Genomic DNA, 14,949 nt, shown 5'->3' on the forward strand with positions numbered 1-14,949 from the left:
TAGCCGCCGTCGTGTACAACCCGGACCGGAGCACCGTCACCGCGTCGGACGAAGATGATGCCGTTGTGCTTGCGGTCTTCCTCGTTCGCACTAGCCCAATCCCAAGCAAGATCAAGCAGCATGTTATGAGATGACCATCGCGCATGCCCGAACTGGAGTGCACATCGTGGAGCGCCCGGCGCGAAGCGCCAGAGGGGTGACGTCGACCCTGCAGGGGCGGGGATGCTCTGCTCTTGAAGAAGCGGGGGGGCTACAAGGATTCGTCGCCCCGCGTCCGCGGCGATCCCCGGCACGGCGTCACCTGCCTGAGACGGCGTAACTGTTGGCCCCAGCTCGTCAAGATGGCCAGCAACCAGAGGCGGCTATCTTCGAGGAGGGGACTGTCCGCAGTGCTGGCCTTTGCCTTCCGGGCCTGTTCGGCCCAGTCAACCGATGGTCGATCCCCGGGGTGGCTCGGTACCAACTGGTTGTCTTAACGGAGGTTGGTGGACACCAGCATCTCGAATCACGACCGGCAGGTGCGGCTGAGCTTCATTTGCGCATCACGCTAGCGGCGGCGCCCGGTGTTTACGAGTCGGGCGGCGGCGGTGAACAGTCGGAGCCGGATCCGTTTGGGTTCCCAGCGGCGGGTAGCGCTGGTGAGGGCAGGCATCGGCGGGCTACTTGGCGTCGCGCTGCCGGCGCGCGCGCTCGAACTCAGCGTTGTCCGCCATCCAAGAGCCGTGCTGTTCGAGTGAGGCGCAGCCGCCGCGGACGAAGGCGCTCACCAGGTTCCGGTACCCGCTGATCCCGTCGACCAGGCTGTACTCGACCCGGTACTCCGGATCCGACTCGCCTTCACCCTCGTGCACCGTCGTGATCCGGGCGATGGAGTCCGCGTAGAAGTGGAGCTGGATCCCTTCGCCCATCTCCTCGTCCTCGATGGTGAACACTTCGTTGTCCGCGGCAGAGTGATCGCCGACGAACTCCCAGAACTCCGCGGCGGCAGTGCGGGGACTGTCCTGGATCCACTTCTTCTCGACGCCTTTGTCGTCGGTGAACGACAGGACCGTCTTCCTCGCACTTCCGCCGAGGTCGGCGCGGTGGCCGGCCGCCTCCTCGTCATCCTCCATGGGCGTGCTCCTGGAGCGGGCCGCGGCCTCCGAGCACATCAGGAAGCTCACGGTACGCACCGCGTCATCGACGAGCTCGGGGTGTGCACTGCGCACGGCCGCGTCGACCGTCGTCGCCATCCGATCCCAGTCGCGCTTGCTCGTGCCGCGCTTTCCCCGTCGCGGATCACGGCCGATCCGCGTCCCGGCGCACGCCTGCTCCGCGGTGGCGATCACACGCATGACCTCCGGCAGCACCGCGGGGTCGACGGCATCGGGCATCCGCCTCGGAACCGTCGCCCCGTGCAGGTACTGGCCCGTGTACATCAGTATCGCGGTGTCGAGTGGACCGAGTACCGTTCCGCGCTCGGCGCGACGGCGGTTCGCGTGGTACTCCTGAGCTCGTTTCCCGTTGGACGTCTCCGTCGCCGCGCGCATCGCCGCGCAGACCTGGCCACGCTCGAGCAGATCGATGTCAGCGCCATGGGCGATGAGCCGAGCCCTGTCCCACGGAATGCGTCGGAAGAGCGCGTCGACGTCCGCGGGCGCGGAGAGGAGGATCGGGTCCAGGAGCGCGACGGCAGCGTCCTCATCGATCCGGCCCCGGGTTCCGGCGGCGTCGCACAGCGGAAGGACCGCACTCCACAGCAGCAGGTGTCTGGCCAGGTTCTCCCGGATCACCGCAAGATGGGCTTCCTCGATCGAGAACGTGAATGTGCGAGGCGCATGGTTGGCGTCGGCCCCGGCACCGAGCATCAGCTTCAGTTCACCGGCCTCGCGGATCACGTTCGGGATCCAGCCGCTTCTGCGCGTGAAAACTATGTCTCTCATGGACTCAGTCTTCCCCATCAGGAGAGACCAGCGAGTCCCGCCCGCATCGATCTGACCGGCCGCTTTCGTGTACACCCACGCCGCGCGGAGCGAGCAGGCCCGTCAGGGTCGAGCCAGACGTCGAACCTGAACTCCACCGAGTTCCGGTACAGGGCAACTTCGATCCGGCACCGATCTCGACAGGATGCGACCGGATGGGAACCGCTGACTACGCACCACTGGAGGAATGCAGCAGTCACCGGTCGACAGGTAGGCGAGTCATCTCCGGAACGGCACCGGCTGGACACGGCTGGCCTGGGTCCCACGGCGAGCATCACGGCGATGCTGCAGCCCTATCCCGAACCATCAGTTCACGACCACCGTTCGAACTCGACGTCGAGGCGCATGTCGGTGCGCACCCAGACTTCGCCATCGGCGGCCTCGGCCGGGGCGTCGACTCGTTCGATACCGAGGAATTCGATCAACTTGAGCAGTTCGGCTCGTTCGGCTCGGTCATCGCCGACATCATGCGAGTCGAAGAAGACGTAGCACTGGTTGCTCGGGTCTACGGTGCCCGAAGCTGCCCAGATTCGAGCGACTTCTTCGATTGCCGCAGCTTCGGTCGTGATCGTGGCGGCGCGGGTAGCACCGCGAGTCTCCGGTGACGCGTCGAGGTCCGCGAGGTCCGAGAACCACTGGCCGAAGTAGTCGAGGCCGGCATATCCGTTCTCGAAAAACAGCATTGTGCTCGGCAGGTAGCGATTGGCCCTATCGACCTGGAGGTATTCCGACCGAGGCTGATCCGTCATCTCGATCCGGGCGATCACACCTTGACCAGGCATGAGCACCAAGCTTTGGCTCGCCGGTTCGTCTTCGATCGTGTAGGTATCAGAGTCTCGATTCCGGAAGAACGCGGAGAATGCTACGTACGCTTCCTGAGGGTCGCTTACGGAGACCTGCTGGTCGTTGCCATCACCGACAGCGAAGACGAACTGTTTCGGTCCGGGGTTGTAAGGGCGAGCCATTTGTGTCCTTCCTTCAAGTGTGATAGCTCCACCAGCGTAGTCGCATCGGAGCAGGCAGATGGACCTGCCGTTCATCGACGACACATTGTCAGTGGAGCGGGCGGCCACCGGAGCCACAGGCTCGCGCGCCGGTAGCCTGTTCGGCACGCTCACGCCCGACTTCGACTACTCCCGGGCAGGGCGAAGCCGCCGACTTTCCCGCCTTCCCGTAAGCCCCGAGCGCTACCGGAAGGCCGGCCGACACACGGCGGGGCGCCGTTTGCCGCCTGGGGCGGTGCCTCCGTGCAGGCCGCCGAGCCCGAGCTGCTGGCCGTGCAATCTGCTGGCAACGGCCTGTTCGGGGCCGCCGAGGCTGTTGCCCCGAACGCCGGTGTCCTGCGGCCCCGTTCCGGCCACCGCGACCCGCTGGCGCCTGAGGTCCGCACAGGTGCCGGTGGGGACCCGCTGTCCAGCAATGCAGGTGACGTCGCGCATCGGTACCCCACCACCGCGCGAGAGGGCGCAGGGGTGGGCGCCGCGTCATGAAGCACCTTGCCGCTGATCCGCTGTCTCGTGCGTGGCCGGGTGCGTCTGGCGACAGTCGGCCAGTCCGCGGAACGGCTTGGTGATCACGGCGTCGCAGCCGTCCTGGATATCCCCGGTCACCGGGCTGAGCCCGCCTGCTTCGGCGCCGCGACAAGCAATACACGGTCTTCCAATTGGCAAGGCCACGACGATCGCCGACGGCGGCTATCCGGGCACAGGACTCCTGATGCCGCACCGCCGCCGAGCCGGCGAAAAACTTCCCGACCGGAAGCAGCAGCACAACCGCTCGCACAAGCAGGTCCGTGCCGCGTCGAGCACACCTTTGTCCGGATGAACCTGGAAGATCCTTCGCGACTGCCGCCTGAAGGGCGACGGCGTTCACACCGCCGTGCTCGGCATCGCCCGGTTGCACAACCTCGCCATCAGGGGGGACACCCGCCCTGTACGAGGCCGAAGAGGCACAAGGGAGGCGGCTCCCCGCTTTCCCGGATCGGAGAATGCTCAGTCGATACAGAAGTCGTTGCCCTCGATGTCAAGCATCGGGATGCACGCATCATTGCCGTCATACAGCGTCTGCACGTGAACCGCACCGAGAGGGACCAGCCGCGCGCATTCGGCCTCAAGTGCGGCGAGACGCTCCTTACCCACGAGACCGGTGCCGACCCGCACATCAAGATGCACACGGTTCTTGACGGCCTTCCCCTCAGGAACGCGCTGGAAGAACAGCCGCGGACCCACACCTGAGGGATCTATGCAGGCGAACCATGCATCCTGCTGCTCAGGTGCCTGCGAACGCTTGTAATGGTCCCAAGTGGCAAACCCTTCAGGCGGCGGTGGTATGACGTACCCCAACACCTCGCACCAGAAGCGAGCGAGACGCTCAGGTTCTGCGCAGTCAAAGGTGACTTGGAACTTCTTGATCGCTGCCATTGGCGCACCCTACCGAGAGCGACGCGACCCTGGCGTCGTAGCCCACCGGTGGGGCCCAGGACTCCATCCCGACCGCCCTCATACCAAAGATCAGTTACGGGACAGTCCTTAGGCAGTTGAAAGCAGTGTGAGTCGGGTCCTGAACAACCGAAGCCATGGTCATGGGGGATCACGACTGTTCTCCACGCAGCTTGATCACGTGGACACATCCGGACTGCCGCAATTCCGGGCGAAGCCCCTGACCTGCTCCGCGCAACCAGCGCTTCACCGGCGGCACGCCCCGCCACCCCTACCAGGACGCCGTTCGCCGTGCCGACACAGCGTCCGCCCAGTACCCGCCACGCTGCACTGCTGTGCGAGAGGAGCTGAGACCCGCATTCTGATCTCCTGACCACGGCCCACGATCCGCCCCAGCAGGTGCCCCATGGCCGCCCGTTCATCAGCACGCTCGAAGTCGAAGGCGCGGCAGTCGGTTCGCCTGGCCACAGTGACGCTGAGCGGTTCGTCGCCCGCTTCGGCTGCAAGTGACTTCATGCAGCCCGTGGGCAGGATGGCCCCCGCGGTCCGGGCGAGCGTGGCACCTCTTCGCTTCGGAAGGCGATCCGTGCAGCGCGGGGCTTCCGAGTCCCGGGGGCGGCTCCCGCAGTGCGCGGCCGAGATTGTGCCAAAAGGGGCGCGGAGGGTGGCCGGCAACGCTACGGTTCGCGTCAGCAGCTTCGGCGGGCGGGGGAATAGTGTCTGGTTCGGTGCATGAGCGGTATACGCGGGAGATGTACCAGAAGTTCGGTTATTTCGCCGTGTGGATGCCCAACAGCGCTGTGTCGCTGGGAGATGTGGGCGTCGTGCGGGGGCACCGATTCCATCGGATGACGTCGCTCGCCGAGCTGGGTGTCGGGTTCGAAACGGCAGGCCCCGGAACAGACGGCATCTACGCCTATTCCTCTGCGGGCCAGGTGGACGTGGCAGTCAGCGGCGAGGTTGCTCTGCCGGCGGTGATGCCGGGGGTCGAACCGCTGCTCAACGTCACCGTGACCTTTCATAGCGCGCACGCCACGTTCTTGCGGGCTGCGCGGTGTGCCACTGACACGATCAACGACGTCTTGTCACTGGAGCAGAAGATCGATGACCTGCGCGAGGCAGGGGTCTGGCGACGGGAATTCGTCGTCGTCACTGAGCTCGTCCGGTCTGGCCCTGCGGTCATCCTGGTGTCGAGCAGAGCCGGTACACGGGTGGAGTTCCAGGCATCTGCCGAGCTGGTTCCGATGTCTCTGCCGCTCGGGGGCGTCGCTGCCGGGTTCGGTACCTCGCTCAGCTCCGGCCTTGCAGCCGAAGTGTTCGTTCCGGAAGGGGGCCTGACTCCTCTGTTCGGTCTCTCCGTCCACCGCAGGCGACCGGGCGGCCGACGCAAGCTCCGGGTCCGGGGTCCCGGGGCCGAGCCGTCCAAGCCGCGGACCTTGGTGCCGGTGTCATGGGACGAGTTCGCCCACGATCCGGTCGCTCCGCTCTGATCACGGTTGAAGCTCCTCTCCTTCTTCCGCTTGCTGTCGCACACCAGGAGCGCACATGGTCAGACCGCCCATGGACGAGGACGCCCGTCGCCTGCTGGCGGTGATTGACACCATGCCCGTGCGGATTCCTGAAAGGGAACGGGTCATAGCGGCGCTCGACAGGGTCGCCACCACGGAATGGACCCGGGCGCGTATCGGCCTCTCCGACAACCAGTTGGGCGCCCTGCGCCTGGCAAACCAGACGTACTCGCCCTACGACCTCGCTCACGTGCTCGACGTGGCGAGCACCGCTGCCCGTCGCTACGAGTTCGAGCACGTCGGAGTGGGCCTGATCGCCGTCGCCCTCGTGGCCACCACACGGCCTGGACAGCACACCGAGGACTCAGGTGTCGACGTGGTGGCCGAGGCATTCGGCCTGGGCCACCTGGAGAATGCTGAGGAAATCTCGAATCAGCACCTCCTACGCCTGGAGGGCGGCCTGAAGGCATCGGACGACGGCCGACCGACAGGCCGGATCATCTGGGGCACGACGCCCGAAGGCAAACGGTGGCACGGGGCAGCTACCGTCGCGCAGCGTATGGCGCGCGGAGTCACGGTGGGCATGCTTCTGTCGCTGGCTCTGCGCGGGGACGACGGCTGGATCGCCTGGGCGGTGGCGTTCGCCGCAGTGCTGTCTTCCCAGGACAGCAGGAAAGAACCGTTGCACCTGGCCGATGACGTGTCCATAGGCTCACTGTCCCTGCGCTGGCCGTGGCTCGGCTGCCTCGCGGCGCTCGCCACGGTCTCAGGGCTGGAGAGCCAGGGCGCCTTGATTACCGCGCTGTATATGGTGCTTCCGCTGATCGCTCATCTCGGTGAGGCCAAGTCCGCGCGTCAACTGCGGATGCGAGGACCAGAGTTGCGGGGGACGGGGAAGCACACTGCCGCACTGCTGTCGGTCGTCGACGGTTACGCGGTGCGCTGCCGGCTCAGGCGAGAGGGCTTGGTACTGCTGCTGGCAGTCGCCCCAGCCGCTGTTGTCGCCTACATGAACGGCTCGGGCTGGCCGCTGTACGCCTTGGTGGCCGCGTTCACGGCTCGGTCGCTGACCGTGCCGGCCGCTCTTGTCGCGGTGATGGTTCTCGTGGCCGGGGGAAGTATCCCTCTGCTCGCCCTCTCCCTTGCCGGGGGTGCGGTGGCGCGCGCGGCCGACGCCTGGTGCGGTCGGCCTCCGCAGGCCCCTGTGCCGCCCGTCCGGCTGCCCCTGAGCGGGGTGTTCTCCTCCGGCGGCCGGGCCTTGCTCCGCGCCCGCCGGGTGCTACGGGCGGGGCGTCCGTCAGCGGCCCTGCGGGAACTCGAAGCGGCCGGGGACGCGGAGCAAGGCCCGGCCGCGCGGGTGCTGCGCGGGTGGGCATTGCTGGAGTGCGGTCACCCGGGCGAAGCCAAGAGCGCAGTGCGCGAGACGCAAGCCGGGCTCGGAGGGACAGCGCACCTGATCACCTGCCTCGCGGAACTGGACCTGGCGAATACCGATGCGGCGGAGCATGCTCTGGCGGAGTTCCGCCGGACCTCCGGCCCCACCACAGGATGGGCGCAGCTGCAGGAACTCACCGCGCACGTACGTCTCTCCCTGCTTCGGCAACTTCCCGGGCTCACCGAGTCCATAGCCCAGGCCGTTCCCCGCCGGGTGACCCGCCGGAACCTGCTGAAGACTGCCGCCCTTCTGCGCCTGACCGCCGAATCCGCGCTTCCCTCGGCGCTCACACTCGCCGTGTACGTCTCCGGTGCGGCGGTCTTCCTTGTCCGACGGGCCTCCCCGGACTCGCTGTTCCGCGAATTCGGCCTGCTGGGAAGTGGCCGTACCCTCGCTCTGGAGTCCGCCCGGTGCGCCGCGCTGGTGAGCCTGGTTGATCTTCGGGAGCCGTCCGGCGCCGATGCGGGCACCGTTCAGGACGCCGGCACTGCTGGCGCCGCCGGTTACCTGCTGCGGATGGACCGGCCCATCGAGGCCGCGGCTTGCTTGAACGCCGTGGCCGACCGAATCGCGACGGCTCCTCAACACCGCCTGGCCGCGCTGGACAGCCGGATCGAGACACTGGCTGTACTGAACGCGACCCGCCATGAGCTGCCCAGCAGTGAAGAACGGCACAGGTGGTGGCGGGTGTTCGGGCTGACGGTGGAGAAGGCCATGGAGCAGGCGGCATCGGGGCAGGACTGGGACACCCTGGCCGAACTGATCGAGTCGGCGCGGCTCCAGCTCGACCCGGGGAAAAACGGCAGCACCTTCGATTCGGAACGTGCGACATCACCGTTCATCCGCGTGCGCGGTGTGTCCCGGATGGAGTCGGCCCACTGGTTCCGGCCGGAGCAACGGCCCCCGGCCTACGCTCTGGAGGACATGGCGGGCATCGCGGTCGGCTTCGGCGCCTGGTGGTGGAGCACCTGGGTGAGCGGGAAGAACATCTTCTGGTCGTTGGTCCCGCCCACTGGTCCGGTGTCCGGGGGCGTACTGCGTCTGGACGAGCAGCCACTCGCGGGAGCACTCTCCGATCTGAGGGACGCCCTCCCGACTCGCTACCCCGGAGAATCGGTGGAGGACTGGGAGGAGCGAGTCCTGGACAGCCCTCTTCTGATCGGCCCGCCAGCGGCAGAGGCCTCTCTGGCGCGGCGGCTGGGCGGGTTGCTCCCGCGGCAACTGGCACACGAGTTGGCCGCCGGGGACGGGCCGCTCCGGCTCGCCATCGCGCCTGCGGGGGAGCTGGCCCACATCCCCTGGCCGGCGATCGGCATACCGGACGGAGAGGGGGGAGACCTCCGGCTCGTCGAGCGGTGCACCGCCGTCCTCGTACCCCCGGCCGGGCTCCTTGCCGCGCTGGCCGGCCGGGATCGGCCCCAGGGCAGCCCGCCGCTCGCGCTCGCGGTGATCGATCCCGGAGGAGACCTTCCCTGGGTGGAGGAGTACGAGCAGCTACTTGGTGCCCGACGCATGCTCAGCCTCGTCCCTGCGGGAGTGGAGACCGTCACCCCGGGCTCCGATCTCTCCGTGGAGGAGTTCGCTGCGATGCTCCGGACGTTGGACCCCGAGACCAGCGCCGTCTTCGCCTGTCACACGGAACAGAGCGGTGACGCACTGAGCTGCGGGATCCGGCTCAGGCCCGGCAACGACGACGCGTCGCCGCGCAACCCGTCGCAAGTCCTCACTTCCCGCATGCTGATCGAGAACCCGGAGCGCTACTCCATGCCGCGCCAGGTCCTCCTGCTCGCCTGCGACAGCTCCGATCTCCGGAACGTGTCGGCCGGTGAGTGGCTGGTCCTGGCGCCGGCCATGCTTTGGGCCGGGTCCGATCGCCTCGTCGTCACCAGCTATCCCGTCATCGACGCGGCTGATGACGAGGAGGCCGACGGCGAGCAGGACGGGGGCGAGGTGATCGACCGCTACCTGGTGACTGCCCTGCTGGAACGCCGCGAGCTCGGTGAAGCACTGCGAGAAGTACAGATCGAGCAGCTGGGACGATGGCGCTCCACCGGCCGGGAGGGGGCGCCGGTGCACTGGGGCGGACACCTGGCCATGGGAGCCTACGGAAACGTGAGCGCGCGCACCTGGCTACCGCCGAGCCGACGGTGTTATGTCCACGCCGGTGTGCTGGAGCTCCTGGACAGCGCCGCCAAGGACTCGGCAACTGCTGGGCGCCACCTCCTCACAGGGAGCGATCTCGTGGTCGAGCTCGCCGTCTACGGCTTTGCGGAGGAGCTGCCCACGGCCCGCCGCCTCATCGCACTGTTCCTTCTTCGTCCCTACGAGTTCGCTGTGTCCAGACGGGCCTCCAAAAACCCTGTGCCTGCGGTGCGGGCAACGCCGGATGAGAGCGTGTACGAACTCCTGCGGAGCGCCGCCGCCATCGCGCGCGCAGCAGGGCACGCAGTCGTGAACGTGGAGCATCTGCTGGTTGCCGTCCTCGGAGCGTCAGGGCGTTCGGCTTTCCTCGCCAGGACCCTGTCCGGCTGGGACGGCCGGCAGCCGGAGGTGGTGAAGGAGCTCATCGGAGACACGCAGGAGGGGTTCCAGGACACGAGTCTCCCGGAGACTCCTCATCTCACCGCGGACACCGTGTCCGCGGTCTACGGGGCACTCGACGCTCATACGCCAGGTCCGCAGGACTCAGCACCCTGGTACACCACGGATCGCTGACCTACCCGTATTTGCACCCACGACCTCTTCGACTCGATCGAAGACCGGGTCAACCTGCGGGGTGTTCGGCGGCTATCCAGCGGGTTGTCTTGACGGTCTGTGGTGGATACCAACATCTCGAATTGCACCGTCAGGTGCGGTTGTCGTTCCTCGGGTAGGGCTCTGCCTGTCGCCACGGACGGGCACCAGCGCGCTGACCGCCCACGGAATCTCTCCCGCGCTCTGCTGCGTCAGCCATCCCGAAGTGAACGAACCGTCAGGGCCGCGCAACGGCAGTCGGCCAGGGCAGTCGGACGAGAAGGCTTGCCGGTAGCGTGAGAAGGCCGCGAATCCCTGTGAGGCCAGGTCGCTCGCCGCCTTGCCGACGCTCGTGTTGTCCAGACTGGCCAGGCAGCTCGGCGCAGCTCGGCGGGCAGCGGAAGAGCACGGCATGGTCGACCCCGCCGACGCCGAGACCTGGGCCCGGGAAAGTGGTGAACAGGGCTTCTACAACGCCCAGGGATCGTCGACGGCCGTACCCCGGGCAGCCGGACAACGGCCGGACAAAGTCGCCAAGTTCCACCCAGATCAAGCAGCCCTCGAATAGCCAATCCGCCTCCGTCGGATCCCCCGACCAGTCATACAAGGGCCAGCGAGTCAGCGAACGGCATGGGCACGGTCAGCACCTGCGATGCCACCATGCCAACTCCGGATCTACCATGGGCTCGTGGTGCGTTCGTCGAAGTAGCACCTCGTCCAGGCGCTCCACCTGCAAACGCAGTTCGGCGGCGGCCCTTGGCGGCAGCATGGCCAGAGTCTCTTGCAGCTTGTCCCGGGCCCAACCCTCGCCGCAGCACGGGCAGGTGAACTCCGCCTCCCACCGCCTCCACCGGCGTTCGGTGCCGTGGACGCGGACCGACCACACGCTCAGCGCGACAGACACAATGCCCGGCGCCAGTCGACCCCGCTCGAGCACGCGGACAGCTGCATTCGCCGCCCCCGAGAGGCCAGGGACATCGCGATAATGCACCCAGGGTCTCCTCCAGCCACGTTCCCGCGGCCGAAGTGAAACTGGCGTTCTACGCGGCACGGGCCCTTCGAATATCAATCATGGACGGCATCCTCCCACAGCCAAGATCGGCCGGACAGAACCTTGTCAGGTTGAGGCACCGCGGTGAGGGCTGGATCAGCCGTTGCGCGGGAAGCTGGGGAAGTAGCTGACTGCGGCCGGCTGCACGAACGCCCCGACGGGAAGTGTCGGCTGGCGATACGGCGATGCCGACGCCGTGTCGTACGGGGCGCGGGCCTTGGGGAGCACGCACAGTGTCCCCGGTTCGGCCTCAGCCATGGCTGCGGCGGACGACGGTTCAGCTCGACGCGAGTGTGCGCTGGTGATGGTCAGCGGCGGCCGGTGGCCAGGATGACGAGGAACTGACCGCCGCCCGGCTCGATGTCGGCGGTCACCGGCAGCCCCGGTACCAGTCGGGAGAACCGGTCCACCAGCCAATCCGCCGCCTCTTGGGCGTCCCGCTTAGTCGGGCAACGGCCCACCATCTCGCGGCCCCCCTTGCGCTCCAGCCTTCCGGCAACGGTGATCAGCGGCGCGGGATCGACCACGTAAAGGCGGTCCGGCCAGGCGATGACCACCTTGACCGCGCCCTTGCGGGTGTTGCATCCGCGGTGCGCGAGCCGCTCGGCGACCTTGGCCTTCCGGTCGGCAGTCCGGCTGTCGACGCTGGGCCCCCGCGGGTCGTTCACCGACTCGCCGGGATCGACCGCTTCGTCACACACCCAGCATCGCCAGCCGTCGCGCTCGGCCACATCATCAAGGAGACTCATCCGAGCAAACTAGCCTGCCGCGCCGCCACTCCGCCCACCAGGGCCCCGGCAAGGTCTTGTCCACGCGTGGCGGCGGGCATCGTGGGGCCTGAGCCCTTCGTCCGGACTGCTGGGAAGCAAGTTGGTGAGCTAGTGCCGTATCAGGCACCGTTCGCCTGGCCGCCAAAGGCCTCGCCTTGCCGCGGGATTTCGTCACCTTCCAGACCACCGAGAATCTGTACGGCTCGCTGGACGAAGTTTCGGTAACTGGGTGCTGGACGAATCTTTCGGACCCGCTGCCCAGTCCGGTCGAGCCCGGTGCCTTCCTGGTGCGGTTCTTCCGGGATCAGCAGGACTGCGTCATCTGGTACCTCTACCTCCGTCCGCGAAGCGAGGCGTTCGTGGTGTACTCCGACCTCGACTACGAGGCCGAGTACGAAGCGCGGCGCGACGGGGAAGAGGCACAGACCGATCTCGAGGATGCGGAGGAGCAGAGGGCCGCGATTCTGTGGTGTGCGCCGTCGTTCGAGGAGTTTGCCCATCGGTTCTGGATCGAGAACCGCCTCTGGCATGCGGTCAACGACCGTGAACCGCCACCGATCGAGCCGTGGCTGCAGGATTACTTGAATCACTACATGCCGCCTGAGGCTCCCATGTGACCAGGAATGCGCCACATGAGGCCTGCCCGGTCGGGCTCATCAGCATGCGGCCGGCGCCCGCAAGGCCCGCGGGTCCCGGAAATGGACGACGTCCCACCACTGTCCGGCGCAGCAACGAAGTCGAGCCGACCATCAACCGATCTGAAGACTCCCGCACGGTCGCCACCCGCTGCGGATGCGGGCCTACGCCTTCCACGGCACAGGTACCGCAGCAGCGATCCGTCTATTGCTCCGGCCATGAACCGCCGGACAGTGCCTAGCGGCGGTCGCCGACCTCGGACCGTACGCAGTCGGTGAGAGAGATGGGAACTGGACGGCCCGGCACCAGTACGTGCGAAAGGTCATGGCAGGCCAGGTCGACCACGTCGAACTGAACCCGCACGCCTCCGAGGTGGTACGAGATGTAGCCCGTCGCATCCTGGCGACCCCGAGAACGCCTCCACCAGCAGTGAAGCCCACCGCCTCAACCGTGCGGCCGAGGCGTCGCTGCCCCCGCTTCCCGCGCTGGTTCAGGCTTTAAAGACCTTGCGGACCGCCGTGGGCCATCGCTCAGGCGCGTCGGAAGACACCGGGTGTGATGCCGTACACCCGGTGGAACCAGCGGCTGAAGTGCGCTTGGTCGGCGAAGCCGGTGGCCGAGGCAGCCTCGGCAGGTGTGAGCCCGTTCCTGAGCAGTGCACGCCCGTGACGCAGGCGCACCTGTCTGCGGTAGTCGCTCGGTGCGAGGCCGAACTCCGTCCGGAACGCACGGTAGAGGGCGTACCGGCTGCAGCCGGAGGCCTGCGCCAGTTGTTCGGCGGACAACGGCTGCAGGTAGGTGTCGTCCAGCATCGCCCGGGCCCGACGGGCAGCTTCGCGACGCGCGCGGTCGGTGGGCACGCGAGGCAGCATCTGCGGGCGCGCGTGGGACGCGCCCCGGCGCGCCATGGCGATGACTGCTGCGGTCAGTCGCTCATCGCGCACCAGTGGGTCCGCGTCGCTGATGAGCACGGCGTGCAGCCGGGCGAGGGAGTCGGCCAGCGCTTGGTCGGTCAGCACTGGATTCGGGAACAGGGGCAGCGCACGGAAGCGCCCTTCGGTGGCGTCGACGAGCACGTCACTTACAACGGATGGCCCGATGTGCACGATCCGGTAGTGGTACCCCAGTTCCGCGGCTGCCCGGCCGTCGTGGACCTCATCCGGGTTGAAGGCCATCACCATGCCGGCACCGCTGGTGTGTACGGCTCCCCGGCAGCGGAAGCGCTGGGCACCGGCGTCAGTGATGCCGAAGGAGTAGGTGTCGTGACTGTGCGGCGGATAGACATGGTCGAGGAAGTGCGCCTGCATTGCTTCCACTTGATGGTCGTCGTCGCGCCAGTACCGCGCCCAGTGATCGCCTTCGGTCATGAAGGCATTATGCGGAGCGCACCAGCGTTCAAGACAGACTGGTCCCGGTCCGCGAGGGTCGGACCATGTCGAGGGAAAAGGGCGCCAGCCCGTATCTGATGCTGTCGATCACCATGGTGCTGTGGGGTAGTGCATTTTCCAGCTCCAAGTCCGTCGTGGAGCACGTGCCGCACTCGGTGGCCGCCCTGTTGCGTTTCGGTGGAGCCGCACTGGTTCTCCTGGTTGCGGTAAAGGTCTTCGGCGGCGGAAAGCCGGCGCCGCGCGCCCGTCGGCGTGCCGCTTCGGCGGGTGTTCTCGGGGTCTTCGCCTACAACGGCTGCTTCTTCTGGGGGCTCTCGCTCGCACCGTCTCTGGACGCAGGCATCTTGATTCCCGTCATGAGCCCCGTATTGACCAGCTTGTTTCTGCTGTTGACCGGACGGGGCCGGGTGTCAGCGGGGCGATTGGCGGGTCTGGCGCTGGGGTTGGCAGGGGCGGCCATTTTCTTCCTCGGCGCAGGGGGCAGCGCGCAGCAGTACCCGTCGAGACTTGCTGGAGACGCACTGTTCCTCCTGAGCGCGGTCTGCTGGGCCGCGTTCACGCTCGCCGGCCCCCGCGTGCTGTCCGGCATCGACCCGCTGAGCGCCACCGCGTACGCCACATGTACGGGGGCTGTACTTTTGGGGGTGCTCGCCGCGCCGGACCTGCCGGACGTCGACTGGTCCGGCCTGCCGACGGGTGTCTGGCTGAACGTCGTCTACCTGGCCCTGGGGGCAGCCGCCGTCGCGAACCTGCTGTATTACCGGGGAGTGGGGGCCGTCGGACCGGCCTCGGCGTCGATGATGATGTTCACGGTCCCAGTGGTCAACACGGTGTGTGGCACCGTGTTCCTCGGAGAGTCCTTCGCCGCGCTCCAGGCGGTGGGCGCCTTGATCCTGTCGGCAGGAGCTGTACTCGCCGCCCTTCAGGACCGTCCGTCCCGGCACCACGCACCCGTGGCACCGAAGACCAGCCGCACTCTCTGAACGGCACCCCTACCAAGGAAAACGCGCTACCGGGATGGAAGTAGGT

At 67.3% G+C, this 14,949-nt stretch carries 11 protein-coding genes and 1 pseudogene; 6 read left to right on the forward strand and 6 right to left on the reverse strand.

The features are described from left to right. Nucleotides 1-659 precede the first annotated feature (659 nt). Nucleotides 660-1,922, reverse strand: a complete 1,263-nt coding sequence (locus ACFWFI_RS01090; protein ID WP_387384038.1) for a DUF6357 family protein — start codon at nucleotides 1,920-1,922, stop codon at nucleotides 660-662. A gap of 350 nt (nucleotides 1,923-2,272) precedes the next feature. After that, on the reverse strand, nucleotides 2,273-2,926 hold the full coding sequence (locus ACFWFI_RS01095; RefSeq protein WP_387384040.1) for a DUF6357 family protein: 654 nt from the start codon (nucleotides 2,924-2,926) through the stop codon (nucleotides 2,273-2,275). A 697-nt stretch (nucleotides 2,927-3,623) separates the two neighbouring features. On the opposite strand from ACFWFI_RS01095, the pseudogene ACFWFI_RS01100 reads away from it, so the two are divergent. Then, nucleotides 3,624-3,881 (forward strand): annotated as a pseudogene (locus tag ACFWFI_RS01100) (transposase family protein); the annotation flags it as partial. Nucleotides 3,882-3,952: 71 nt separating this feature from the next. Here ACFWFI_RS01100 and ACFWFI_RS01105 read toward each other — a convergent pair. After that, complete coding sequence (locus ACFWFI_RS01105; RefSeq protein ID WP_387384042.1) at nucleotides 3,953-4,381, reverse strand: VOC family protein; 429 nt, start codon at nucleotides 4,379-4,381, stop codon at nucleotides 3,953-3,955. Nucleotides 4,382-5,151: 770 nt separating this feature from the next. On the opposite strand from ACFWFI_RS01105, the gene ACFWFI_RS01110 reads away from it, so the two are divergent. The 3 genes from ACFWFI_RS01110 to ACFWFI_RS01120 all read left to right on the forward strand — a co-directional run bounded on the left by ACFWFI_RS01110 (nucleotide 5,152) and on the right by ACFWFI_RS01120 (nucleotide 10,643). Then, a complete protein-coding gene (locus tag ACFWFI_RS01110) occupies nucleotides 5,152-5,889 on the forward strand; it encodes a hypothetical protein (RefSeq protein WP_387384044.1) in 738 nt (245 codons plus the stop codon). A gap of 55 nt (nucleotides 5,890-5,944) precedes the next feature. Further along, entirely contained in the window at nucleotides 5,945-10,057 is a 4,113-nt protein-coding gene (locus ACFWFI_RS01115; protein ID WP_387384046.1) for a CHAT domain-containing protein, read from the forward strand. Nucleotides 10,058-10,487: 430 nt separating this feature from the next. Further along, complete coding sequence (locus ACFWFI_RS01120) at nucleotides 10,488-10,643, forward strand: hypothetical protein (RefSeq protein WP_387384048.1); 156 nt, start codon at nucleotides 10,488-10,490, stop codon at nucleotides 10,641-10,643. 579 nt (nucleotides 10,644-11,222) lie between these two features. Here ACFWFI_RS01120 and ACFWFI_RS01125 read toward each other — a convergent pair. Together ACFWFI_RS01125 and ACFWFI_RS01130 are read right to left on the reverse strand one after the other, a co-directional pair. Further along, nucleotides 11,223-11,384: a hypothetical protein gene (locus ACFWFI_RS01125; protein WP_387384050.1), complete on the reverse strand. Its 162-nt coding sequence runs from the start codon at nucleotides 11,382-11,384 to the stop codon at nucleotides 11,223-11,225. A gap of 50 nt (nucleotides 11,385-11,434) precedes the next feature. Further along, nucleotides 11,435-11,875, reverse strand: coding sequence for a hypothetical protein (locus ACFWFI_RS01130; RefSeq protein ID WP_387384052.1), 441 nt, complete (start codon nucleotides 11,873-11,875; stop codon nucleotides 11,435-11,437). Nucleotides 11,876-12,051: 176 nt separating this feature from the next. Here ACFWFI_RS01130 and ACFWFI_RS01135 point away from each other — a divergent pair, with 176 nt between their 5' ends. Then, nucleotides 12,052-12,513 (forward strand): hypothetical protein, encoded by a 462-nt coding sequence (locus ACFWFI_RS01135; RefSeq protein WP_387384054.1) that lies wholly within the window; start codon nucleotides 12,052-12,054, stop codon nucleotides 12,511-12,513. A gap of 549 nt (nucleotides 12,514-13,062) precedes the next feature. Here the strand turns inward: ACFWFI_RS01135 and ACFWFI_RS01140 are convergent. Next, entirely contained in the window at nucleotides 13,063-13,899 is an 837-nt protein-coding gene (locus tag ACFWFI_RS01140) for an AraC family transcriptional regulator (RefSeq protein WP_387384056.1), read from the reverse strand. Nucleotides 13,900-13,964: 65 nt separating this feature from the next. Between ACFWFI_RS01140 and ACFWFI_RS01145 the strand changes: the two genes are divergently transcribed. Beyond that, nucleotides 13,965-14,903 (forward strand): DMT family transporter, encoded by a 939-nt coding sequence (locus ACFWFI_RS01145; protein ID WP_387384058.1) that lies wholly within the window; start codon nucleotides 13,965-13,967, stop codon nucleotides 14,901-14,903. Nucleotides 14,904-14,949: the final 46 nt, after the last annotated feature.

Origin of the sequence: Streptomyces sp. NPDC060209, assembly GCF_042728155.1 — a bacterium.
In the GTDB taxonomy this organism is placed as follows: Bacteria; Actinomycetota; Actinomycetes; order Streptomycetales; family Streptomycetaceae; genus Streptomyces.